We start from the raw sequence: 24,648 nt of genomic DNA on the forward strand, positions 1-24,648 counted from the left end.
TCTTACTCGTCTAGGAAGCTTTTCAACTGCTCAGAGCGACTAGGATGACGAAGCTTGCGTAATGCTTTCGCTTCTATCTGTCTGATACGCTCACGGGTTACGTCGAACTGCTTACCTACTTCTTCTAAAGTATGGTCAGTGTTCATATCGATACCAAAACGCATTCTCAATACTTTTGCTTCACGGGCTGTTAAACCTGCTAGCACTTCTTGAGTTGCGTCTTTTAAGCTACCACCCGTTGCTGAATCCAATGGTTGGATAATCGTGCTATCTTCAATGAAATCACCTAAATGCGAATCTTCATCATCGCCGATAGGGGTTTCCATTGAGATTGGCTCTTTAGCGATCTTCAGGACTTTGCGGATTTTGTCTTCAGGCATAATCATGCGTTCTGACAATTCTTCCGGTGTTGGCTCACGTCCCATTTCCTGCAGCATTTGACGAGAGATACGATTCAATTTATTGATCGTTTCAATCATGTGAACTGGAATACGGATAGTTCTTGCTTGGTCAGCGATAGAACGCGTGATTGCCTGGCGAATCCACCATGTAGCATAAGTTGAGAACTTATAACCACGGCGATATTCAAACTTATCAACGGCTTTCATCAAACCGATGTTACCTTCTTGAATCAAATCCAAGAATTGTAGGCCACGGTTAGTGTATTTCTTCGCAATTGAGATAACCAAACGAAGGTTAGCTTCAACCATTTCTTTCTTTGCACGACGGGCTTTTGCTTCGCCGATAGACATTCTGCGGTTAATGTCTTTTATATCTGGGATGACTAAGCCAGTTTCTGCTTCTACCGCATTCATTTTGCTTACGCTTCTTTCGATTTCTTCTTTAAATTCAAGAAGCTTTTCAACGTAAACAGCTTTACCATCTAATATCTTGTACAACCAGTCAGTGCTGGTTTCGTTACCAGCGAAAGCTTTGATAAAGTCTTTCTTAGGCATTTTGGCATTCATGACACAGTACTTCATTACCAAACGTTCTTGGATACGCACTCTGTCCATCATGCCGCGCATGTTTTTAACCATGCGATCAAATTGTTTTGGTACTAGTCTGAACTCTTTAAAGACTTCGCTTAATGCGTTAATTTCTTTACGAGCAGCTTTGTGAGAACGACCTTTAGATTCGATTACATCGCGCGCTTTCGCATATTGGTCGCGAAGTGCTGCGAATTTTTCTCTCGCTAGCTCTGGATCAACACCAGTATCTTCTTCTTCCTCGTCCTCATCATCTGAATCGTCATCTTCGTCTTCAAGTTCTTCTTCAGACAGTTCGGAGCCGATATGTGTTGCGGTTGGCGCAACGTCTTGCTCGTTTGGATCGACGAAACCAATGATGATGTCACTAATACGAATTTCTTCCGCTTCGTAAAGGTCCCATTGATCGAGTAAGTAGGTTATTGCTTCAGGATATTCCGCGACTGAACACTGTACCTGGTTGATACCGTCTTCAATACGTTTAGCTATTTCGATCTCACCTTCACGAGTTAGCAGCTCTACTGTACCCATTTCACGCATGTACATGCGGACAGGGTCAGTCGTGCGGCCAATTTCACTCTCAACAGTGGCGAGTGCTTGTGCAGCAGCTTCAGCAACGTCTTCGTCGGCAGTGGTTTCTTGCATAAGTAGCTCGTCAGAATCTGGTGCAGACTCTGATACCTGGATACCCATGTCGTTTATCATTCGGATGATGTCTTCGATCTGATCCGAATCGACGATATCTTGAGGTAGGTGGTCGTTTACTTCTGCGAAGGTCAAGTAACCTTGTTCTTTACCTTTTGCAATCAGGAGTTTTATCTGGGACTGCTTGCTTTGCACAATATACCTTACATTTCATTATGAGTTGTTAAACGCGAATGGACTAACTATTTGATAGTAAAACCATTTTCAACCCGTTAAACGATGCTATGAAAAACAGCACATAGCTCTCTTTATCGTAGCGTTTGCGAATTAGCTAGTATAACACTAAATGCGTACTTTTGACTATATTTTGTTGTTTACGTGCGCTTACATGTATGGGTTTAATTCACAAACGCAAGGTGCGTCGGCACAATATACTTGCGTAAATAAAACTATCCAATTACGTCAAGCAAGCAGCAGTACAAGGAATGTGGCGCTCAGTTGCTCCTAGTTTAACTTCATCACAAGTAGATTAAGTTCCTTTTGCTCCTGCTCACTTAGCTCTGAGAATTTGGCCTTGGCCATTAACTCATCTAATCGAGCAGTGAAGTGCCACTTTAGGAGCTTTTTAAAACAACCTACATACTCCGATTTTACGTTTACTCCCGGAGAGATTAAATCACTGTCGAGCAACTGCGCTAAGTGTTTCACATTTGGGTGCTCTCGAAATGCTTCCAGTACCATGCCGGTATTGGCTTTAGGGTTAGCGTAGCAATAAGCATGCAGGTCAATAAGCAAAGGAATACCAGGAATAGCAGTGTGTTTGAGCGGCGCTAGTTGTACGTTTTTACACTCGTAGGCTAGATGAGGTGAATCCATTAGTAATAACAGCATCATCCGCAATGGTGATTGTTTGATTTTCTGCGGTGTTTTGTAATCAAGCTTTTGCGGCGCTTTTCGACTGTTTGCGTCTTTCATGTCACGGGCTAAGGTTTCTTTTGCTTCTTCCCCGAATAAGCGACTCAGGTCAAAATTCAATAAGTCACGTTGATTATCACCTTGAATCTTTTCAATCAATGGCACTGCTTCGGCTTTTAAGGCTGCTTTCCCTTCATTGGAAGAAACCGAGTGGCGTTGTAATAAGTTGTCGAAGAAGAATTTTGATAATGGCACAGCATCATTTAATAGTGCTTCAAAGGCTTCTTTGCCAATTTTGCGCACCATCGTGTCAGGATCTTCGCCGTCAGGTAAGAACAAGAACTTCATCGCAACGCCATCTTTTAAAAAGGGTAGGGCGTTTTCCAAGGCTCGCCATGCCGCTTCTCTTCCCGCGCGGTCACCATCATAGCAACACACGATCTCGGCCGTTGATTTAAACATCGCTTGAATATGTTCAGGAGTGGTTGCGGTGCCCAATGCTGCTACTGCATATTGAATATCAAATTGGCTTAATGCCACGACATCCATATACCCTTCAACGACTAATAGGCGATCTAATTTGCGATTGTTTTTGCGTGCTTGGAACAGGCCAAAAAGCTCAAAACCTTTATGGAAAATAGGGGTCTCTGGGCTATTCAGGTACTTAGGACCATCATCTTCCATTACTCGGCCGCCAAAGCCGACAACTCTGCCGCGTTTATCTCGAATAGGAAACATGACTCGGTTTCTAAAGAAATCGAAGCGTTTTTTATTATCATTTTGTGAAATGAGTTTTAATTCTAATAAACGTGATTGCTTGTGTTCATCCGTCCCGAAAGTTTTTAATACAGAGTCCCATTCAGGTGGCGCAAAGCCCATGTCCCAAGCTTTAACAACATCGCCACTGAGGCCACGTCCTTTTAAATAGTCAATTACCTTGGGAGCTTCTGGATGGTTCTTTAACTGGTGTTGAAAGTAGCGAGTGACCGATTCCATCAATTGATAATCTTGCTCTCGCTGACTTTTTTGCTGGGCCGTGGGAGCGGGAGCACCGCCTTTCTCTCTAGGCACTTCCATGCCATAAACTTTGGCGAGTTCTTCAATGGCCTCTGGAAATTCCAAGCGGTCGAATTCCATCAAAAAACTAATCACATTCCCTTTCGCACCACAGCCAAAACAGTAGTAAAACTGCTTCTCTTGGCTTACAGAAAAAGAAGGACTTTTTTCATTGTGAAAAGGACAGCATGCTTGGTGATTTTTGCCTGCTTTTTTAAGTTTAACCCGAGCATCAATGATATCAACGATATCGCTTCTAGCGACTAAATCGTCAATGAAATCTCTAGGTATACGGCCAGCCATGTAAGTCCTTTTAAGGGAAGAAAACTGAGAATAGTGAGTGAATAAATATAGCGATAAATACTAAAAGAACAAGCTCAAATTGTAATGAGCTTGTTCTTGTCCATGAGTATGGCGATAGACTAAGCGAGCTTTGCTTTAATGCTTCCGCTTAAGGCGCCCATATCAGCGCGACCGGTGACTTTTGGTTTCAACCAGCCCATCACTTTACCCATATCTTGCATTGAAGCTGCACCCGTTGCGGCCATGGCTTCGTCGATAAGCGCATTGATTTCTTCTTGCGTAAGTGCTTTTGGTAAGAAGCCTTGTAATACTTCTATTTCAGCCACTTCAACATCGACCAAATCCTGGCGGTCCGCAGCTTTAAATTGAGTGATTGACTCGTTACGCTGTTTCACCATTTTAGTCAAAATAGCGAGTACATCAGTATCATTCAATTCAATGCGTTCATCTACTTCACGTTGTTTAACAGCGGCTAAGGCCATGCGCAAAGTCTTCAAAGTAGCCTTGTCTTTTGCACGCATAGCCACTTTTTGTGCTTCTTTCAATGAATCTAATAGTGTCATCAGCTTATTCCTTCTTGCTTTTTTCGGCAGAAACAAAAACGGACGTCATAAAGACGCCCGTTTTGAATTTACTTGGCTCAGAGCCAATTAAGTTGTGGTATTAATACAACTTGATACGACGTGCGTTTTCGCGAGCTAACTTCTTCATGTGACGCTTTTTAGCAGCAGCTTTTTTGCGCTTGCGTTCCCAAGTTGGCTTTTCAAAAAATTCGCGACGGCGAACTTCAGATAGTACACCCGCTTTTTCACATGAGCGTTTGAAGCGTCTAAGCGCGATATCAAACGGTTCGTTATCTCTTACTTTCACGATTGGCATTAATTCATCACCTTAAGATGTTATATCTACCAGGTATGTATTTTGTACCCGGGCTTAAAAAATGGTGCGGAATACTAAAACTTTTACACAGACTTGTAAAGCGATTTAGCGCAAAAATATTTACTTTTGTTGGTTTTCCGCGTGCGGTGCGCAGTATATACTAGCCCACCAGCGAATGCACCGAGATCTGGTGTGTTTTTAATACTTTTTTCTGGTCCTTCACGTAACTTACTGAAAGCCCTAATAAGTTGACATAATAACTGAGCAAATACATGAAAATTCTTGGCATCGAAACATCTTGTGATGAAACCGGCATTGCGATTTACGACACTGATTCAGGGCTGTTGGCGCACGAGCTATACAGCCAAGTTAAGTTGCATGCTGACTATGGTGGTGTTGTGCCTGAGTTGGCATCAAGAGATCATGTTCGCAAAATAGTGCCGCTAATTAAACGAACCTTACAGAATGCGCAGTTGAGTTCAGATGATATTGATGGCGTGGCTTTTACTCGGGGACCAGGTTTAGTTGGTGCACTGTTGGTTGGCTCTTCTGTCGGCCGCAGTTTGGCTTATGCTTGGGATGTTCCTGCGGTCGGTGTACATCATATGGAAGGACACTTACTCGCCCCTATGCTGGATGACAATCCACCTGAATTTCCTTTTATTGCCTTATTAGTGTCAGGTGGTCACAGTATGATTGTTGACGTTCAGGGTATTGGCAGTTACGAGGTGCTGGGCGAATCGTTAGATGATGCGGCAGGTGAAGCATTTGATAAAACTGCAAAATTACTTGGGCTGGATTATCCAGGTGGTCCCTTGCTTGCGAAACTTGCCGAAAAGGGCGAGCCAGGTCACTACAAATTTCCACGTCCTATGACAGACCGCCCCGGGCTGGATATGAGCTTCAGTGGTTTGAAAACCTTTGCCGCAAATACGATCCGTGCTTGCGACGGTTCTGAGCAAGCAAAGGCTAATATTGCTTATGCTTTCCAAGAGGCTGTTGTAGATACACTGTTAATTAAGTGTCAGCGGGCGCTGAAGCAAACTAATCAGAAACGATTAGTCATTGCAGGTGGAGTCAGTGCCAATAAACAGTTGCGTGCGTCTTTGCAAGATTTGAGTAAGAGAAAAGGGATAGAGGTTTTTTATCCCGCCTTTGAATATTGCACAGACAATGGTGCGATGATCGCCTACGCTGGCGCAAAGAGACTGCAAGCCGGCGAATCAATAGACCTCAACACTAAAGCCATGCCGCGATGGCCACTTGATACCCTGTCAGCGATATAAACGGCCTGTTAGCAAACTTTATTCGTTAACTTTGCCTTTCTTCCATACTTTACTTTCTTGTCCTTTCAGCAAGCGCCGGATATTGGCGCGATGCTGAAACAGGATCAGCATAGAAAGCATTAACACTGGGTAGGTGTACTCTGGTTTGAAATAAAAAGTATAAATTGGTGCAAGGCTTACGGTCACTATCGCGGCTAAAGAAGAGTATCCGCTAATCAATACCACCAATAACCAGGTGCCGAATAACCAAGCCGCTAATGAATACCCCATAGATAATAAACATCCAAGCGCAGTCGCCACACCTTTTCCACCTTTGAATTTAAAATAGATTGGGTACATGTGTCCCAAGCACGCTGCTATTGCGACTAAACCTAAACCAATTTCGTTTATTCCCAATAAATATGCAGAGTAGACACTAAGGGTTCCTTTTAACACATCAAAGACGAGTACCAGAACGGCGGCGAATGGCCCGGCGATACGAAGAATATTTGTTGCGCCAGGGTTTCCTGAGCCTTGCGTTCTAGGGTCACCCTTGCCGAATAAATAACTGATTAAAATAGCGCTTGAAATGGACCCTAAAAGATAGGCAGCAAAAATCATCATCAGAATGAATGAAATCATATACTTGCTCCCTGTGTTCACGTTACACTTAGCACTAGATTACTAGAAGGTAGCCAAAATCGCTAGACGATTACATTATTCCAATGGATTTAGTTAAAATACAGGGCCTGACAGTTCAGGCATTAATTGGCGTGTTCGACTTCGAACGCCATGAAAAACAAAGGCTTATACTCGACCTCGATATGCATACTTGTTTGCAAAAAGCGGCCAGTTCAGACAATGTTGAAGACACGATTGATTACGGTAAAGTAGCGCAACGGTTAACTGAAATTGCAGCCTCATCGTCGTACTATTTGCTTGAAGCTTTAGCGAAAGAAATGATTGATACTATCTTCGCCGAGTTTGGTCCAGACAAGATGACGTTGACTGTTAACAAGCCAGACATATTGAAAGAAGCAAATAATGTCGCTATCAGCATGACTCGTGAGCGTAATTAGTGTCTCATTTTATCCTCATTAGTGTTGGTTCTAATATTGATAAAGACAAGCATACTTCAGCTGGGTTAAGCGCTCTAAATGAGGCATTTTCACAGGTTCAATTATCGCCAGTCTATGAAAGTGAATCAGTTGGTTTTGATGGCGACACTTTTTACAATCTTGTGGTTTCAGCTTATACCGATCAAAGCATAGAGAACGTTTGCGCTACCTTAAAACAAATTGAAGACGATAATGGTCGCGTGCGAGGTTCAGCAAAGTTCGCTTCGCGCACTCTAGACTTAGACTTGCTTACCTATGACGATGTGATCACATCTGACCCCATAGAACTCCCTCGCGGTGAAGTATTATATAACGCTTTTGTCTTGCGTCCTTTGGCAGACTTAGTACCAACCTACAAACATCCCGTGGTAAACACATCTTATGCAGCACTTTGGCAAGCATACGATAAAAGTAAACAAAAGCTCTGGCTTGCAGACTACACATGGAGCAAAGTGACAAAATGACTTGGTTTGAAATTATCATATTAGCGATTATTCAGGGACTAACTGAATTCCTTCCTATTTCTAGTTCGGCACATTTAATCTTACCCGCTGAGGTCCTTGGTTGGCAGAATCAAGGATTAGCCTTTGATGTAGCAGTGCATGTGGGAAGTCTGCTGGCGGTGATGATCTACTTCCGTAAAGACATTTATCGTTTGGCGGTAGCATGGTTTTCACACGGCTTGAGCAAAGATCAAACCACCGATAGCCGTCTAGCTTGGTGGATTATTATTGGTACCATTCCTGGTGTTATTTTTGGTTATTTGATGAAGGATTGGATTGCCTTAAACGCAAGGACGGCGTTAGTTATTGCCATTACTACCATCGTGTTTGGTTTGTTGTTGTGGTACGCAGATTTCAAAGCGAAACAAGTCAAAACAATAGAAAAAATTGGACTAAAAGAAACCTTGTTTATCGGTTGCGCTCAAGCTATCGCAGTCATCCCAGGTACCTCGCGTAGCGGTATTACAATGACGGCTGGCCTGATGATGGGCCTCGACCGTGAAAGCACAGCGCGCTTCTCATTTTTACTATCAATACCGATTATTTTGGGAGCTGGCTTGCTTTCTGTCTTGGATTTTTTAGAAAATGTCGCTAAAGTCAGTTGGCAAGAACTTTTATACGGTGCCGCCTTCTCCTTTGTTGCCGCCTATTTGTGCATATTCTTGTTTTTAAGCTGGATTTCGAAAATTGGTATGTTGCCTTTCGTTATCTACCGTTTGGTATTAGGTTTGGTATTGTTTTATATAGTTTTAGGGTAATCTATATACCCAAATTAGGCCGTAGATTCATATAAGGACTGCTACTATGAGTGAAACCATATTTACAAAAATTATTAATAAGGAAATTCCGGCCGATATCTTATTTGAAGATGAACGCGTATTAGCATTCAAAGATATCAGCCCACAAGCGCCTATTCATTTTTTGGTTATTCCGAAAAAGGCAATTGCGACAACGAATGACATTACAGCAGAGGATGAAGCCTTAGTTGGTTATATGCATAGAGTTGCCGCGCAGATCGCTGCTGATTTAGGAGTAGCGGAACAAGGTTTTAGAACAGTGATGAATTGTAACGAGCATGGTGGTCAAACTGTCTATCATATTCATTTACATGTGCTGGCTGGAAAAGCCTTAGGCTGGCCGCCTTATCAAGAGAGGTTAAAAGCGTAAAGGATTCGCTTGGTTTATATGCTTTGAGGTATGAAACGCGAAAGATATCGGTTTTGAAGTGTTGGTCATTGTGTAACAACTAACACCAATAACAACAGTGACGGCTTAGCCTGAACTGAATGAAAATAAAATTAAGGCTTTACTTACATGTCTACTCAAAACGCACTATTGACCATTTTGGTTGAAAAAATAAATAACGATACACTTGTACTCCCGACATTACCTGCCATTGCACTAAAAGTCAGGAAGTCAGCAGATGACCCTAATATTAACCTTAATGGTATGGCTGACGTAGTAGGCCAAGACCCGTCACTCAGTGCCCGAATGATTAAGATTTCAAATAGTGCATACCTTGGGCGCACCGTCAAAGTCACTTCAACAACGCAAGCGGTGACTCGTATCGGCTTGAATCAAGTGAAAAACATCGCCACGGCTTTGGCAATGGAACAACTGTTTGTTTCTAAAAATGAAATCGTGAAAAAGTATATGGCGAGAATGTGGACTGACACTATCGAAATAGTTGCCAATGCCATGGCTGCCGCACAAACTTACCAAGCAAAAACAGGCAAGAAAAACTTAAGCCTAGATACAATTACCCTGTCGGCTTTAGTCGCCAACATTGGTGCACTCCCTGTATTAACTGAAGCTGAAAGACACGATAGTGTGTTTGCCAACCCTACCTTCTTAGATGTTGCGATTGAAAAGCTTTCGGGCAGAATCGGCGGAAGTATTATGCGTGAATGGCAATTTAACGATGTGTTTATTCAGTGTGCTGAACACTGGCGCAACTTAGAGTATTCTGAACCAGGTGTAAGCTATATCGATTTTGTTCGTATTGGTGCAGCATTGGCTAATCAAGCGGACAATGGTGACGAGATCCTAACTCAAGCGATGGAAAAAGGTATTTTCAATGATATCGAAGAGTATCAAACACCAGAATTTGGGGAAATGCGAGATAACGCTAAATCTATCTTCGCTTAAAAGTAGTTAAGGCTAACGGCGGCTGATCCGCCGTTTTGCAATCTGCGGTACACAGGTCTACTATAAAACTCAGCATTTGCTGAGTTTTTTTATGCGCTACGATCGGAGCCTTGAGTATTGCCTTCTAGCGTGAACCAATCGCCTTTGGCGCGATAAGGAATAAAACCATGCCCTTAGAGTTAATTCATAGTGTAGAAAATGAAACCCGTAAAAATGATGCTCTTGCCTTACTCCCGTTAATGGAAAAGTGGACGGGTTATGCGAGTTACAAGATGGGATCCATGATTGGCTTTGGACAATATCATTATCAATATGATAGTGGTCGAGAAGGCGATTTCTTTGTAACAGGCTTTTCACCGCGCAAACAAAACTTAGCGATTTATATTATGCCAGGCTTAGCCAAGTATCCTGAGCTTCTCAACAAACTCGGCAAGCATAAACTTGGAAAATCTTGTTTGTATGTGAATAAGTTGGCAGATATTGATTTGTCTATACTGGAAAGGTTAGTTGTAGCTTCAGTAGAAGATATGCAAGAAAAGTATACTTGTATTGATATAGGTAGACTGTAAAAATTCTGGTTGGCAGGCTCACCGACATTGATGTGCCTGCCAATTCAGGATTTGCTGGGAACTATCCTGTTCCGTTAACTGCTCACGAACTCAAATTGAGATGCGAGTGACTTGCTGTTTTATAATGCGACTGTTTTGCCTGAGAACTTTTTGGCAAACGATTTAATATCTAAGTCATTACAGATGATGTTGCGGTCCTTCATACCGTGCTTTTCAAAAGCAGCATCAACACCCATCATAACGGCATCTAAACATACTTGAGACTCAACTCTTTCATCAGTAACAAATCTTACTTTTGCCGGGCTAGTCTCTGTTTCTGTTTTCTGGTCTTTATAAAAAGTTCTTGCTGTACGAATAAGTGACTTGCCGTTACAGCTAAGAGTCTCTGTAAAACGAACAAAGTTTTCTTCGCTGTTTCGTACAAGATCGTGAGCTGCTTTTAAGCCTTCAGTTGCTGCAGTGTAACAAACCTTTGTTTCAAAACTTGTGTCTGCAGGACGAAGTTGCACGTTGGTCGCAGAAACGTTTGAAGTAAAAGCGATAGTTGCTAGTGCAAGTGTAGTAATAAGTGTTTTCATTTTGTGTATCCCAGTTTTTAAAAATAAAGATGTTTGGTTCGGGATTCATAATACGTAAATTTATTCCTAGATCTAGCTTCTTCTGTAATTAAATTACAAAAATACAAGATTATTTCAAATTTAAACATTAATAATGTAATTAAATTACTGTTTGTTTACTTGGTTTGAGTTTGTTTTAACTTAGTTTAACAACTTTTACAATTTGAGTAACAAGCTTGTATATATAGTATCTATCACTATTTTGGCGCATTTTAGCGTAAGTTACGCTTCAATTTGGTGCACTAAATTAGAATAAGGTGTGCTGTCATATTAATGTAATAAAATTACATTTTTGAGGCTGAGACTATTTTATCTACTGTTAGTTGCTAAAAATAGGTAGTTTGATATTGGCTGGAGAGTGGAGGAGTCAGGCCTGAGTTAGTCACTCAGGCCGAGTAGTGTTAATTTGTAAAGCCTAGCCTTTATTCAGACTCGACCTCAAAGATATTGCGTAAGGCTTTTGAAAACTCAACGACCTCTGCAGACATTAATGTGAAGTCTGCATCAAGCTTAGCATTGATTTCATCTTTGGGAATGTCTTCATTCTGCTCTTTGACTACGTCAGTAAACTTCAATCGCTTTATTGATAGGTCTTCGCCTATTATGCAAGTCAGTCTGTCCTGCCAAGCGACGGCAAGTTTTTGCACTAACATGCCCGATTGTAAGTGAGCTAACATTTCTTCAGCATCAAGATCTTGTGACTTGCAACGAATGATCGCGCCATCTTCAGAAGGAGATTTAAACTCTGCTTCATCCAATAGTTCAATGTCGTTAGGCGCATCTTGCATGACCCAAGCTGTGAGAACGTCTTGTTTGCTTGTTTTGGCGAAAGGAACAACAGGTAAAGAGCCAATACATTTTCTAACGCAAGCGAGGAAGGCTTCTGCTGCACCATCAGAACTAGCATCAACAACTACTAAGTTATTTTCTACCGAAATAAAACCATGGGTTGTGCTGTTCTTGGTGAAAGCTTGGGGAAGTAAACGGTGTACGATTTCTTGTTTCAAATCGGTTTGCTGTTTTTTGGGTACCGGTGAGCCTGTTTCGGCCTCGATTTGCGCTACTTTCTCAGCAAGCTCATTGTTAACAACAGAGGCAGGAAGAATACGCTCTTGTTTTTTTAATACCAACCAGTAACGATTATCTGTTTTGTGAAACAAAAGATCGCTATTCCTAAACGGTGAGGTCCAACCCATTGTTGCTAAGTCTTGAGAACCACATGGCCTAAAAGACATGCTTTCAAGTTGCGTTTGCAACTGCTCTTCGGTCAATTCAATACTGTTGGTAAGTTGATAAAGTTTTAAGTTTTTGAACCACATGTTAGCTGTATGCATCCCATTAAAAAAAAGTGCGCGAACCATACCAATCCGTGACCAAATAATCAAAGCTCTTTGTCGTAAAATCCCGAAAATTGGACACACCTATTTTCAACATCGGGTCGCTCGTTTATACAAATTGGACACACCTATTTCCCTAACTACTTTGGCCCACTAAAGAATTTGTAAAATACTACGAAATAAGAAGCATCAATTAAGTCGAATGATTAGCGAAATAGGTGTGTCCGATTTGAGGGTGTCATAATTGGTTGTATTGGCGCAACTAAACGCTAATATGTGTATTAGGAATGGTTTTTATTTGCTGAAAAAGTGCTAAAAATGAAAAATTACCTTATTTTTTAGTCAGTTTAATAAAAATGTCACAGAACACTCTAATAATGTCGGGCAATTAATATGACAAGAGTAAAACCCATGTCGCGCACAATTTTGTTAGTGGAAGACGAAGCACCTATCCGAGAAATGCTGTCCTTTGTTTTGGAGCAAGCAGGTTTTGGCGTAATCGAGGCTGAAGACTTTGATGTTGCTTTGGAAAAAGTCAAAGAACCTTACCCCGATCTTATTTTGCTGGATTGGATGTTGCCAGGAGGCAGCGGTGTGCAACTTGCAAAGAAGCTCAAACAGCATGAGTTTACGAGAGATATTCCGGTTATTATGTTAACCGCTCGCGGCGAAGAAGATGATAAAATAAGAGGGCTTGAAGCCGGCGCTGACGATTATGTCACTAAGCCTTTTTCCCCGAAAGAGTTGGTTGCCAGAATAAAGGCAGTAATGCGTCGTGTTACGCCGACTAGTAAAGAAGAACCCATTGAGTTCAATGGGCTAATATTAGAGCCAATCTCACATCGTGTGACTGCAAATGAAGATCCTTTAGATATGGGACCCACTGAGTTTAAATTACTCCACTTTTTTATGACCCACGCTGAACGTGTATATAGCCGAGAGCAATTACTCGATAACGTCTGGGGAACTAACGTTTACGTAGAAGATCGTACTGTCGATGTGCATATCCGTCGCTTACGTAAAGCCTTATCGCAACATGGCCACGACGCTATGATACAAACTGTTCGTGGCGCAGGATATCGCTTCTCTAACAAAATTTAAATGTATTACCCACGCTCCTGGACCAAAAGTCTTCTCAGGTTATGTTTATACATCGCCCTTATTGTCCTGCTTGGGATTTATGTCGGCGATGTTGTGTTGGTGCTATTGATTGCCGCCGTCACTCTACTCATCTTCAACTATCTCCATCTCTACAAGTTAACTAAGTGGCTTTGGGAAAGTCGTAAAATGTCTCCGCCATCTGCGCCAGGCGTATGGGAACATGTTTACGAGGGTATTTATTACTTGCAGCGCAGAAACAGAAACAAACGTAAGAACCTTGGCGAGCTCGTCAAACGGTTTCGTGAAGGGTCAGAAGCGCTTCCAGATGCCGTGGTCGTTGTCGATAAAGATGCGAAAATTGTATGGTGTAACCGCCATGCTCGAATTGAAATGGGCTTGAAGTGGCCGGATGATTCTGGGCGCCGCATCGATAATTTAATTCGTCATCCCAATTTTATTGAATACTTCCATTCTGGCGACTATCACTATCCGATTGAAATACCAGCGCCGACGAATCCGAATAAAACCTTTGAATATCGGATCATGGCCTACGGTGAAGACCAATTGCTATTGATTATTCGTGACGTATCTCGCGTGTCTCAATTAGAAGAAATGCGCAAAGACTTCGTGGCAAATGTATCTCACGAACTACGTACTCCGCTAACGGTTATCAATGGGTACTTGGAAGTGTTGTCGGTAGAAGATGAAGATAAATCGCCATTTGTTGGCAAAGCCATGATGGAAATGGAAACGCAAACCAAGCGTATGCAGGCACTCATTGAAGACTTGCTTATTTTATCGCGCATTGAAGCTTCTTCTGAACGCATTTATGAAAATACGATCGACATGACAGGCATGTTCGCGCAAGTGGAAATGGAAGCCAAGGCATTAAATAAAGAGAAGCAGCACAACATCAGCTTTAAAATTGATCCCGACTTGGTGATCTTTGGCGTTGAAACTGAAATGCGCAGCGCCTGCTCTAACTTAGTCTTCAACGCTATTCACTACACACCTCCAGGGGGCACAATTAAGGTGCTATGGAAGAGACGTGCTGATAGTGCTTATTTTGCCGTGATTGATGATGGCGATGGCATCGACGACAAGCACCTTCGCCGCTTAACCGAACGCTTTTATCGGGTAGACAAAGCACGCTCTCGTAAAACAGGCGGTTCTGGACTGGGCTTATCGATTGTGAAGCACGTGCTAAACCATCACAACTCGTTTTTGAATATCGAAAGCAAAGTTGGCAAGGGCAGTGAATTTTCATTTATACTACCTCCAGAATTGGTTTACGAAAAAAATACACACTCTTGAATATCACGAATGCCAAAGCGCCAGCTCAACTCGAAGTAAAGAAGCATCTTTATGGTGTAATTTGTAGTCTTGTTGCAATCAGTTGTTTGCTGCTAAGCAGCCAAAAAGTCAACGCATTGGCGATCGAACCTTTTCCATACGAGTTATCTCCACAAGCGCAATTATCGCAACCGCCACTTACTCAAGAGCAACTTACACAAGAGCAACTTACACAAGAGCGACTTACTCAAGAGGGACGTACTCAAGAGCTTCTAGAAAACGAGAGGGAAATTGAACTTCCGGAGGCGCTTGTCATAGAATCGGAAGCCCCCGACGCTAACAAAGCACTCGCGGGTGTTTATGGCAGCATTTCATCTGTTGGCTCTGATACTTTAGCCACGCTTATTTCTCTCTGGGCTGAAGCGTTTAAATCTGATTATCCACAAGTGAAATTTCAAATTCAGGCTTCGGGCTCCGCAACAGCGCCACAAGCACTCAGCCAAGGTACCGCTACGATTGGGCCAATGTCTCGGGCATTAACGGCGAGTGAAATTAGTCGATTTACGCAAAAGTATGGTTACCCGCCAACGACTTTTATTGTGGCGGTAGATGCCATCGCTATTTACGTTGAAAAGAACAATCCACTGCAGCAGTTACACCTAACGGAAGTCGATGCGCTGTTTTCTGCAACCCGTTTTTGTGGCGCTGAACGCCACCTCGATACTTGGAACGATTTGGGGGTGACTAAATTTGGCACTAATCGCGAAGTGCTTCTGTATGGCAGAAACTCAGCATCAGGTACATACGACCTATTTAAACAGCAGGGCTTGTGCGAAGGTGACTATAAACCCCGAGTTAATGAGCTTCCTGGGTCGGCGTCGGTAGTTCTGTCAATTGCCTCGTCTGTTGGCGGTCTCGGCTACGCAGCGATGGGCTATGATGACGATAATGTTAAAGCACTACCCATTGGCGTCAATGGGCCGGCTGACCAAGTTCAATATATCGCGCCGACAACCGACAATATTACCTCAGGTGCTTATCCTTTCTCTCGGTATTTGTACATTGTGGTTAACAAAGCGCCGAATGAACCATTGCCTATTTTAGAACGCGCTTTTTTGCAATTCATTTTATCTGATGAAGGCCAAGCGATGGTTTCTGAAAACGGATACTATCCAATAAATCAAGAACTTAAAGTTAGTCAGCTACAAAAGTTAGTCAATTAGGACGACTCAAAAAGAACGCCTTCCCCTCATTCTTTGTGAAACTTTTGTGACAATACTGACATGTAACATTTCTGTCATTTACATCAAGTAATCTCCATTCAAATTTTTTAGTCATATATTCTTATTTTTGAAGTTTTGGAGAACACAATGAAATTGAACGGACTATTTAAAGTATCTGCAATCGCAGCCACTTTGTCACTTGCGGCATGTGGTGGCGACATCAACATTTCTGAAGGCGACATCATCGATAACAGTGTTGTGAATAACGACAACAGCAATAACGGTGGCGGCGTCGTGACTCCTCCAGATGATACAAAGCCTGGTAGTGTTGATACTTTTCTTTCTGGTCAAGTTTCTACAGCCTTAGGTCAAACCGTAGAAGTTCGTGAATTGTCTGGTCGCTTAATTGCAGATGACACAAACAATGGTGTCATTACCTTAACTAACGATACGGTATGGGCGTTAACTGGCCCGGTTTTCATTGGTAACGATAACGCAGACAGTGTGACCTTAGAAGTTGAGCCGGGTACTATCGTTTTCGGTAGCCGCGGTGCAGATTATCTTGTAGTCAGTCGTGGCTCTTCTATCGAAGCCATCGGTAATGCATCTTCGCCTGTTATCTTTACCTCTTATAATGACGTTATTGGTGATGAAGTTGCTGCTGGCCAATGGGGCGGCATGATCATCCTCGGTAATGCACCTACAACGAAATGTCCTCAAGACGGCACGGAATGTTCACTACAAGTTGAAGGCGCTGAGACCGGTGCAGTCTTCGGTGGTACTGAAGTGACTGACGATTCAGGTACATTAAACTATGTAGTAGTGAAGTATGCGGGCTTTGAAATTGCGCCAGACAACGAATTAAACGGTATCACTTTTGGCGGTGTTGGTTCAGGTACAACAATTGATTACTTGCAAGTTCACGCTAATGCAGATGATGGTATTGAGTTCTTCGGTGGTTCAGTAAATGCAAAACACGTTGTGTTAACGTCTATCCAAGACGACAGTGTTGACTGGGATAACGGATACAACGGTAAATTACAGTATGTTTATGTAGAACATGCAGCAGACGGCTCAGATGCCAACCGCGGTATTGAAGGTGACGGTGATGGTGGTGACGGTACTGCATTTTCACAACCTAAAGTGGCTAACATGACTATCGTCGGAAACAGCTTTGATACGGCTGATGCCGATTCTGAAGGCGTGTTGTTGCGCGACCAAACAGGCGCAAATATTATTAATATGCTGATCACTGGCCCTGCAGGCATGGGCGAATGTTTAGAAATGGATAATGATGACACAGTTCAGGGCAACCTAAGCAATGGCAACATCACCATTTCAAACTCAGTCATCGCTTGTGATACACCTTTCCAGTTTGCAGATACAGACGTAGATCTTAATGATTGGTTCACAACAGATCAAACGGGTAATGACCTCATCGCATTTGCCGACCGCGCAAACTTAGGTTTGAACTCTGACGGCACCCTAACCGCAGAAAGCGCACTTCGCACAAGCGGCGGCAACCCTGCTGGCTTAGATGCATTCTTTGATACAAATACTTTTGTTGGTGCTATCGGTGATACTGACTGGCGTCAAGGTTGGGCATTTGGCTTTGGTGGTGGTGAAGTGGGTGTGGTTGAAACTGCATCTGGCTGCCCAGCAGGCACAACAACGATTGCTGCGGTAGATGGCACAACTAATACTTGCCAACTTTCTGGTCGCATTACATCTAACTTAACCTTAACTGCTGGTAATCACTATGCATTATCAGAAGCAGTATTCGTAGGTGGCGATAATACTGATAGCGCAACACTGACTGTAGAGCCTGGTGTAGTGGTATACGGTAGTTCTGGTGCAGATTACTTAGTAGTCAGCCGTGGTTCAAAAATTGAAGCGAACGGTACTGCAAGCTCACCTATTACTTTTACTTCTCGTGAGCACGTTGCAAATGGTGTGACTGCAGGTCTTGCCAATGGCGCTGCTGGTCAATGGGGCGGTATGGTTATATTAGGTAACGGTACTTCTACTAAATGTCCTACCGACGGAACGCCATGTGCACTTCAAGTTGAAGGTGTTCAAGAAGGTGCTGTTTTCGGTGGTACAAACGACGACGATAACTCAGGTACACTTCGCTACGTTCGCGTAATGCACGGTGGTTTTGAAGTTGCACCAGACAACGAACTAAACGGTATTACTTTTGGTGCGGTTGGTTCAGGTACAACGGTTGAATACTTACAAGTACATAAGAATGCTGATGACGGTGTTGAGTTCTTCGGTGGCGCAGTCAACGCGAAGTATGTTGTTTTAACTGGTATTCAAGACGATAGCGTCGACTGGGATAATGGCTTCAGCGGTAAAATGCAGTTTGTTTTAGTGAAGCATGCTGACGATGACTCAGATGCAAACCGCGGTATTGAAGGTGACGGTGACGGTGGTGAAGGTATGCCTTTCTCTAACCCAACTGTGGCTAACATGACAATTATTGGTAACAACTTTGACACTGCAGACGCTGACTCTGAAGGCGTACTATTGCGTGACCAAACTAACGCTCAGCTATATAACTTTGTCGTGACCGGTCCTGCTGGCATGGGCGAGTGTTTCGAAGCTGATTTGTCTGATGGTGATACAACTCTTGAAGAAAATATGGACGGTACGAGTGCAACTCAGCTAGTCTTCCAATCTTCGGTATTGGCATGTGACGAAAATATCAATAACTCAGGTACTTTTGACCAAGAAGCTTGGTTCCTAGGTCAAACAGGCAACTCAACTGCAGCCAACCAAGCAGCAGTATTGAGTGGTATCTTTACTATCGATGCAACAACCCCAACAGATGTAACGACGCTAGACAGTTTCTTTACATCAGTTGACTTCATCGGTGCGGTTAAAGATGCAGAGAACGACTGGACTGCTAATTGGACCGTTGGCCTTTAATTCTGGCTACGAAGTTCGAAAGTTAATAATACAGGTGCGTTACTATAAGTAGCGCACTTGCGTTTCCAAGATTCAGTTTAGACGTTGACTAGTTTTTTGCGATTTAAACCAGCAACACAATGAAGGTAAAAGCAGAGTATGTTTCACCGCATTAATAAGCAAAAACTAGCAGCTAAAGAGGTTAAAATGAACCAGCCTGCAAACAGGTTTCCCTTGAAACAGTTAACACTCGCTGTGTTGGCTTCTCTTGCACTTAATCCGGCAGCATATGCCCAGCAAGAAGAAGAGGCCATTGAAGAAGTTGTTGCAACTGGCACAAGATTGAAAGGCACTGCGACGGCCGTTTTAGAAGAACGAAAAAACCAAGCCTTCGTTGCCGACATTTTAGGGGCAGAACAAATTTCCCGAACAGGCGATAGCGATGCCGCATCTGCCTTACGTCGTGTTACCGGTTTGACTTTGGTAGACGGTAAGTTTATCTATGTTCGAGGTTTAGGTGAGCGTTACTCTAGTACTCAGCTAAACGGTGCTGCTGTGCCAAGTCCAGATCCGACTCGAAACGTTATTCCTTTGGATTTATTCCCTTCAGATATCATCGAGAGTTTGTCGGTTCAGAAGTCGTACTCGCCTTCTATGCCAGCGTCATTTGGTGGTGGTAACGTTGATATACGCTTAAAGTCTATTCCAACTCAGTTTATTTTCAATGTCAGCGGTAGCCTAGGTTACAACACTGAAAATTCTGGCGATGGACTTGCCTACAATGGCGGTGATAAAGACTGGCAAGGTCGAGATGATGGCTCTCGTGCAGCACCAGATGCCATTGCTGCAAGGTGGCAAAACAAAGACTTTCTAGACTCGCTTGATCAAGACGTAGCATTGGACTTATTCAGTGACGTGAAGCGTGATTACGACCCTTTCCTCGAAAGTGTAGGGCCTGATGCTGGCTTTAGTTTCTCTGTTGGTAACAGCTATGATGTTAACGATAAACTACGTTATGGTTTCTTGGTAACAAGTAGCTATGACAACGAAACGACAGTGTCAGAAGAATACGAATTACAGCAAGCTGACCGAGTGCAGGATTCAATTAATGTCGTGCGCTTTTTTGATGACATTTCTGTAACGGAAACAACGGTGAAATGGTCAAACATGATCAACCTTGGTATTGACTACAACCGTAACCATCGCGTTGACTACAGCTTAATTGTCTTGAACGATACTCGTGACGAAGTGAGCGAAAAGTTTGGTAATACTGAAAACCTCAACCAAGCGGAAGGTTTGCGTATTCGCGATGTTGAGATTGAGTATGAAGAACGTAAAATGTTTACCAACCAAATCCGCGGTATGCACACGTTCCCTGAGTTGAATTTTGCCGGTTTTGATTGGAAATACAGCGTCGGTCGTTCACTTCGTAGAGCGCCAGGAAACTTTGAATCACGTTTTGTGATTAGTGACGATAATCAAGATGGCGTTTTCAGTCTTGATAACGAAATTGGCTTAAATAACTCTACGACGGCAGCGCGATACTCTTTCCAAACTTTGCATGACAGACTAGAAAACGGTGGTTACAACATCACTTTGCCTGTGTCTATTGAGAATTGGGAAATGGAAATGAAGTTTGGTGCGGATTTCGTAACCAAAACGCGTACCGCTGAAAACCGACGTTTCGATGTCAACACTCGGGCATTTGCCGATTCAAGTTTGCTATTGGGCAGTTCTTACTTCGACAGCGTGAGTGATACCGTGCTAGCAGATATCAACAATTTCAATGGTGCAGGTCCTGCCATTATTCGTGATACCACTATTGCGGGTGATGATTATGCTGCTGGCCAAAAAGTCGATGCGTATTATGTCGAGGGTGATTTCTTCTACAAAAACAAATGGCGCTTTAGTGGCGGTGTGCGTTGGGAAGACTTCCGCCAAGTGGTAGCGCCTTTCGACCCTAGAACTAACCAGTTTGATTTGCCTGATGAAGCTGATCGTTCACAACTGGCTTTCCAAGAAGACGATTTTTATCCTGCGTTCGCGGTAACTTACATCAAAGATGAAAGCATGCAATTCCGTGCAAGCATTGGCCAAACGGTTGTTCGTCCAGACTTACGAGAAGTCTCTTCCTCTACCTTTATTGACCCACTTACCGAGTTCCCAATTGCGGGTACACCAGGGATCAAAACCACGTCAATTCTAAACTATGATTTGCGTTGGGAGTGGTATAGAGAAGCTGGGAATAACTTGTCAGTCGGTTTGTTCTATAAAGATATGGATGCGCCGATCGAATCGGTGCAATCACCAGCGCAAGATGGCCCACCTTTGATCAGGATCGCCAATGCTGAAACAGGTGAGTTATTTGGTATTGAAGTTGAATTTTTGCAAGGCTTAGAATTTATTGGCAAAGGTGTTTGGGACAATATGTTTGTTTCAGGTAACTTAACCTTAAGTGATTCTGAGATTCAACTTGATCGTCAGAATATTGTTGACCAAACTGGTGTGTCGGCTGCGGTTACAAACCTAGAACGTCGCTTAACAGGCCACTCACAATACGTGATGAACCTGCAAGGTGGTTTTGATTCAGACAACGGTGAGCACAGCGTATCAGTAGTATACAACGTGTTTGGTGAGCGTATATTAATACCTGGTATCGATGGTTTTGATGATAGTTATGAGCAACCTTTTCATTCATTTGATACAGTTTATAAGTACTATCCTGATTTCAATACGACCTTGACCTTTAAGGTTCAAAACATTTTAGGTGAAACCAAAGAACTTGAATTTGAAGATGTCTTATTACGTTCAGAAACGCGCGGACGTAAGATTAGTTTGGCAATCAAATACGATTTTTAAACTGACATAAAAAGTTCATAAAAGTCCTAAGCTAGCTAAAAGGCTGTACTATTCAAAGGTAGTGCAGCCTTTTTAATTTCCGATACTTATTATCCCTCCCAATTATGACAGTCATGTAATAAATCTGTAATACAAGACCTCTATCCTTTGCGCAGATTTTGGTATGTGGCCCATACCGGTTTAATTTGAAATTAGGATGCGTATATGAAGGTTATTCAAACGTTGATAGCAGCAGCTGTAACAACCGTGCTTATTAGCTCGAATGTGAATGCTCAAGAAGATAGCTATCTGGAACCAGCCGCCAAAAAGGCGACTGAAATTAATGAGTCTGCTGCCAAGTCACAGACTAAAATTAATAGCATCACTGATCAGATTGATGACAAACTTCAACAGTTTAAAACCATCAGTAAAGAGATTGAAGGTTTAGAAGTTTATAACGAACAACTACGTCGTCAAATTGCAAATCAAGAACAAGAAATGCTTGATTTGAACAACTCTATTGATGAAGTCAGTGTCATAGAACGTCAAATTACACCTCTCATGCTTCGGATGATTGACGGTTTAGCGCAGTTCGTCGCATTAGACGTCCCCTTCCTTGAAGAAGAGCGTAACAACCGCATCCTAGATTTACAGAATATGATGGATCGCGCAGATGTGTCTCCTTCTGAAAAGTTCCGTCGTGTGATGGAAGCTTACCAAGTTGAAATGGATTACGGCAAAACGATTGAAGCTTATCCTGGCCTGAAAGAAATTGACGGTACTGAACGTTCAGTCGACTTTCTTCGCATCGGTCGTACTGCCTTGATTTATCAAACACGTGACGCAAGTGCACAAGGTGTGTGGAACAAACAAACGCGCCAGTGGGAAGAGCTTGATTCAAGTTACAAGAACCAAATCGCCAAGGGCTTGAAAATAGCCAAGAAACAACTAGCGCCGGACCTATTGATGGTTCCAGTTGCGATTACGGACTAAGGGCATATCATGACATTTTTAACGACAATCAAAACCACCTTAGTGAAGTCAGTTTTTGCCGCGACTGCAGCAATGACGCTGTCTTTTGCTGTAAATGCGCAATCAGACACCGCGCTTGATTTGGATGCTCTTCTTAAACAACTAGAAGAGGGCAAATTCGCCCAAAGCGAACAAAACAAAGCAAGAGAACAAGACTTCATTAATCAGCGTGCTCAGCAAGACCAAATTTTGCGTGATATCCGCAAACAGCGCGATGACCAGTTGGCACTTTCAGAAAGACTTGAAACCCAATTTGAAGAAAACGAATTTAAGATTTCAGACCTTAACGGCGCCTTAGATAATCGTCTTGGTTCATTGAAAGAATTGTTTGGTGTACTGCAACAAGTTGCTGGTGATACTAAGAACAAATTTGCAAACTCGTATATCTCTGCACAAATTCCTGGCCGAGCAGAATTCCTTGATAACATGGCTCAGTCTATGGGGACGTCGACTAAGCTTGCGTCAATCGCGGAAATTGAGCGAGTATGGTTTGAGATTCAGCGCGAAATGACAGAGTCTGGCAAAGTCACTCGCTTCAACACTGATGTGGTAGAAGCCGGTGGCCAGAAAGTCAATAAAGAAGTTGTTCGAGTGGGTACCTTTGGCTTAGTAGCTGATGGCAAGTACCTACAATATGAAGGTGCTACTGGCGTGGTATCTGAACTGTTACGCTTACCGGCGGCTCGCTTTGTAAATTCTACCGCAGAACTTCAAGCTTCAGATGGTGACCTTGTTTCCTTTGGCTTAGATCCAACTGGTGGCTCAATTTTAGGTTTATTAGTTCAAGCTCCTTCTTTGGAAGAGCGTATTCACCAAGGTGAACTTGTTGGTTACATCATTATTGCTGTCGGTGCAGTTGGGATAGTCGTGGCTTTCTGGCGCTTTATCGTACTGACTTTAGTAACGGGCTCTGTGAATCGCCAATTAAAATCAGAAACCTTAAGTGACAAAAACCCACTTGGTCGTGTATTGAAAGTTAAAGAAAAGTACCCGAATGTGGATACCGAAGCATTAGAGCTCCATTTGACTGAAGCTATCTTGGGCGAAGTACCAAAGTTAGGGCGTTGGTTAACGCTTGTGAAAATGATTTCAGTAGTGGCGCCTCTAGGTGGTCTACTTGGAACGGTTACCGGTATGATTGTGACCTTCCAACAAATTACCTTGTTCGGAACCGGCGACCCGAAAATCATGGCAGGCGGTATTTCATCAGCATTGATGACGACAGTACTTGGTTTGGTCGTGGCTATTCCAACAACGCTTCTTTACGCACTACTTAGCACGCAAAGTAAGAACGTTGTGATGATTCTACAAGAACAAGCTGCGGGTGTTATTGCCGAACGTGCTGAAAAGCAAGAAGATAAGGCATAAGCCATGTTTGTAGATATCTTCGAATCAATTCGTGATTTTACCGAAACCGGCGGGACTATCCTGCTGGTGATCGGCGCGCTCATCTTCGTGATGTGGATATTGATACTCGAGAGGATCTTATACGTGACCAAAGGTCACAAACAAATGATGAAAGCGACCATTCAAGAGTGGAAAGCACGCGATGAGCGCGCCTCTTGGAATGCTGTTCAAATTCGTCAAGCGATGATCTCTCGAGTGAGTTTACGCTTGCGCTTCAGTTTGCCAATTATTCAAGCCTTAGTGGCCTTGTGTCCACTGCTAGGTTTAATGGGCACAGTGACCGGCATGATAATGGTATTTGATGTCATGGCGATGTCAGGCGGCGGTAATGCTCGTTCTATGGCTGCCGGTGTATCTCAAGCGACTATCCCAACAATGGCGGGTATGGTCGGCGCGCTTTCAGGTGTATTTGCATCCACTTGGTTAACTCGTACAGCAAAAACAGAACGCATGCATCTTGAAGACGCATTGCAACTCCAACGCAGCGAATAGCGCGTTTG

22 protein-coding genes are annotated in these 24,648 nt (G+C 43.0%); 15 read left to right on the top strand and 7 right to left on the bottom strand.

Going from position 1 to position 24,648, the window contains the following annotated elements:
• Window positions 1–2 precede the first annotated feature (2 nt).
• The 4 genes from rpoD to rpsU form a co-directional block, all read right to left on the bottom strand.
• Entirely contained in the window at window positions 3–1,832 is a 1,830-nt protein-coding gene (rpoD, locus tag RM556_RS03670; RefSeq protein ID WP_311362097.1) for an RNA polymerase sigma factor RpoD, read from the bottom strand.
• 306 nt (window positions 1,833–2,138) lie between these two features.
• Window positions 2,139–3,908, bottom strand: coding sequence for a DNA primase (gene dnaG, locus RM556_RS03675; protein WP_311361898.1), 1,770 nt, complete (start codon window positions 3,906–3,908; stop codon window positions 2,139–2,141).
• 119 nt (window positions 3,909–4,027) lie between these two features.
• Window positions 4,028–4,471 carry a GatB/YqeY domain-containing protein gene (locus tag RM556_RS03680; RefSeq protein ID WP_311361899.1) on the bottom strand — a complete coding sequence of 148 codons (444 nt, stop codon included), beginning with the start codon at window positions 4,469–4,471 and terminating at the stop codon, window positions 4,028–4,030.
• 100 nt (window positions 4,472–4,571) lie between these two features.
• Window positions 4,572–4,787 carry a 30S ribosomal protein S21 gene (rpsU, locus tag RM556_RS03685; RefSeq protein ID WP_014109792.1) on the bottom strand — a complete coding sequence of 72 codons (216 nt, stop codon included), beginning with the start codon at window positions 4,785–4,787 and terminating at the stop codon, window positions 4,572–4,574.
• A gap of 272 nt (window positions 4,788–5,059) precedes the next feature.
• On the opposite strand from rpsU, the gene tsaD reads away from it, so the two are divergent.
• On the top strand, window positions 5,060–6,073 hold the full coding sequence (gene tsaD / locus RM556_RS03690) for a tRNA (adenosine(37)-N6)-threonylcarbamoyltransferase complex transferase subunit TsaD (RefSeq protein ID WP_311361900.1): 1,014 nt from the start codon (window positions 5,060–5,062) through the stop codon (window positions 6,071–6,073).
• A gap of 18 nt (window positions 6,074–6,091) precedes the next feature.
• Here the strand turns inward: tsaD and plsY are convergent, their stop codons facing one another.
• Complete coding sequence (gene plsY, locus RM556_RS03695; RefSeq protein ID WP_311361901.1) at window positions 6,092–6,694, bottom strand: glycerol-3-phosphate 1-O-acyltransferase PlsY; 603 nt, start codon at window positions 6,692–6,694, stop codon at window positions 6,092–6,094.
• An 83-nt stretch (window positions 6,695–6,777) separates the two neighbouring features.
• Here plsY and folB point away from each other — a divergent pair, with 83 nt between their 5' ends.
• The 6 genes from folB (at window position 6,778) to RM556_RS03725 (ending at window position 10,390) form a co-directional block, all read left to right on the top strand.
• Complete coding sequence (gene folB, locus RM556_RS03700; RefSeq protein ID WP_311361902.1) at window positions 6,778–7,131, top strand: dihydroneopterin aldolase; 354 nt, start codon at window positions 6,778–6,780, stop codon at window positions 7,129–7,131.
• Window positions 7,131–7,634, top strand: a complete 504-nt coding sequence (gene folK, locus RM556_RS03705) for a 2-amino-4-hydroxy-6-hydroxymethyldihydropteridine diphosphokinase (RefSeq protein ID WP_311361903.1) — start codon at window positions 7,131–7,133, stop codon at window positions 7,632–7,634. Before folB ends, folK begins: the two co-directional genes overlap by 1 nt.
• Complete coding sequence (locus RM556_RS03710) at window positions 7,631–8,431, top strand: undecaprenyl-diphosphate phosphatase (RefSeq protein WP_311373867.1); 801 nt, start codon at window positions 7,631–7,633, stop codon at window positions 8,429–8,431. Before folK ends, RM556_RS03710 begins: the two co-directional genes overlap by 4 nt.
• A 46-nt stretch (window positions 8,432–8,477) precedes the next feature.
• Window positions 8,478–8,840 (top strand): histidine triad nucleotide-binding protein, encoded by a 363-nt coding sequence (locus tag RM556_RS03715; RefSeq protein ID WP_311373868.1) that lies wholly within the window; start codon window positions 8,478–8,480, stop codon window positions 8,838–8,840.
• 147 nt (window positions 8,841–8,987) lie between these two features.
• Window positions 8,988–9,821: an HDOD domain-containing protein gene (locus RM556_RS03720; RefSeq protein ID WP_311361906.1), complete on the top strand. Its 834-nt coding sequence runs from the start codon at window positions 8,988–8,990 to the stop codon at window positions 9,819–9,821.
• A 167-nt stretch (window positions 9,822–9,988) separates the two neighbouring features.
• Window positions 9,989–10,390, top strand: coding sequence for a DUF1801 domain-containing protein (locus RM556_RS03725; protein ID WP_311361907.1), 402 nt, complete (start codon window positions 9,989–9,991; stop codon window positions 10,388–10,390).
• 119 nt (window positions 10,391–10,509) lie between these two features.
• Here RM556_RS03725 and RM556_RS03730 read toward each other — a convergent pair whose 3' ends face one another.
• Together RM556_RS03730 and rdgC are read right to left on the bottom strand one after the other, a co-directional pair.
• Window positions 10,510–10,968, bottom strand: a complete 459-nt coding sequence (locus tag RM556_RS03730; RefSeq protein ID WP_311361908.1) for an ABC transporter ATP-binding protein — start codon at window positions 10,966–10,968, stop codon at window positions 10,510–10,512.
• A 461-nt stretch (window positions 10,969–11,429) separates the two neighbouring features.
• Window positions 11,430–12,326, bottom strand: coding sequence for a recombination-associated protein RdgC (gene rdgC, locus RM556_RS03735; RefSeq protein ID WP_311361909.1), 897 nt, complete (start codon window positions 12,324–12,326; stop codon window positions 11,430–11,432).
• 429 nt (window positions 12,327–12,755) lie between these two features.
• Here rdgC and phoB point away from each other — a divergent pair, with 429 nt between their 5' ends.
• The 8 genes from phoB to RM556_RS03775 all read left to right on the top strand — a co-directional run bounded on the left by phoB (window position 12,756) and on the right by RM556_RS03775 (window position 24,640).
• Window positions 12,756–13,445, top strand: a complete 690-nt coding sequence (phoB, locus tag RM556_RS03740) for a phosphate regulon transcriptional regulator PhoB (RefSeq protein WP_311373869.1) — start codon at window positions 12,756–12,758, stop codon at window positions 13,443–13,445.
• Complete coding sequence (gene phoR, locus RM556_RS03745; protein WP_311373870.1) at window positions 13,446–14,759, top strand: phosphate regulon sensor histidine kinase PhoR; 1,314 nt, start codon at window positions 13,446–13,448, stop codon at window positions 14,757–14,759.
• Window positions 14,756–15,961 (top strand): phosphate ABC transporter substrate-binding protein, encoded by a 1,206-nt coding sequence (locus RM556_RS03750; RefSeq protein WP_311373871.1) that lies wholly within the window; start codon window positions 14,756–14,758, stop codon window positions 15,959–15,961. Before phoR ends, RM556_RS03750 begins: the two co-directional genes overlap by 4 nt.
• 147 nt (window positions 15,962–16,108) lie before the next feature.
• Entirely contained in the window at window positions 16,109–18,892 is a 2,784-nt protein-coding gene (locus RM556_RS03755) for a hypothetical protein (RefSeq protein WP_311373872.1), read from the top strand.
• A gap of 186 nt (window positions 18,893–19,078) precedes the next feature.
• Window positions 19,079–21,730: a TonB-dependent receptor domain-containing protein gene (locus tag RM556_RS03760; RefSeq protein ID WP_311361914.1), complete on the top strand. Its 2,652-nt coding sequence runs from the start codon at window positions 19,079–19,081 to the stop codon at window positions 21,728–21,730.
• A 204-nt stretch (window positions 21,731–21,934) separates the two neighbouring features.
• A complete protein-coding gene (locus RM556_RS03765) occupies window positions 21,935–22,702 on the top strand; it encodes a DUF3450 domain-containing protein (protein WP_311361915.1) in 768 nt (255 codons plus the stop codon).
• 72 nt (window positions 22,703–22,774) lie between these two features.
• Window positions 22,775–24,109, top strand: a complete 1,335-nt coding sequence (locus tag RM556_RS03770) for a MotA/TolQ/ExbB proton channel family protein (RefSeq protein WP_311362098.1) — start codon at window positions 22,775–22,777, stop codon at window positions 24,107–24,109.
• 3 nt (window positions 24,110–24,112) lie between these two features.
• Complete coding sequence (locus RM556_RS03775; protein ID WP_311361916.1) at window positions 24,113–24,640, top strand: MotA/TolQ/ExbB proton channel family protein; 528 nt, start codon at window positions 24,113–24,115, stop codon at window positions 24,638–24,640.
• Window positions 24,641–24,648 lie beyond the last annotated feature (8 nt).

The sequence above is a fragment of the Alteromonas sp. W364 genome (assembly GCF_031846205.1).
GTDB lineage: Bacteria > Pseudomonadota > Gammaproteobacteria > Enterobacterales > Alteromonadaceae > Glaciecola > Glaciecola blandensis.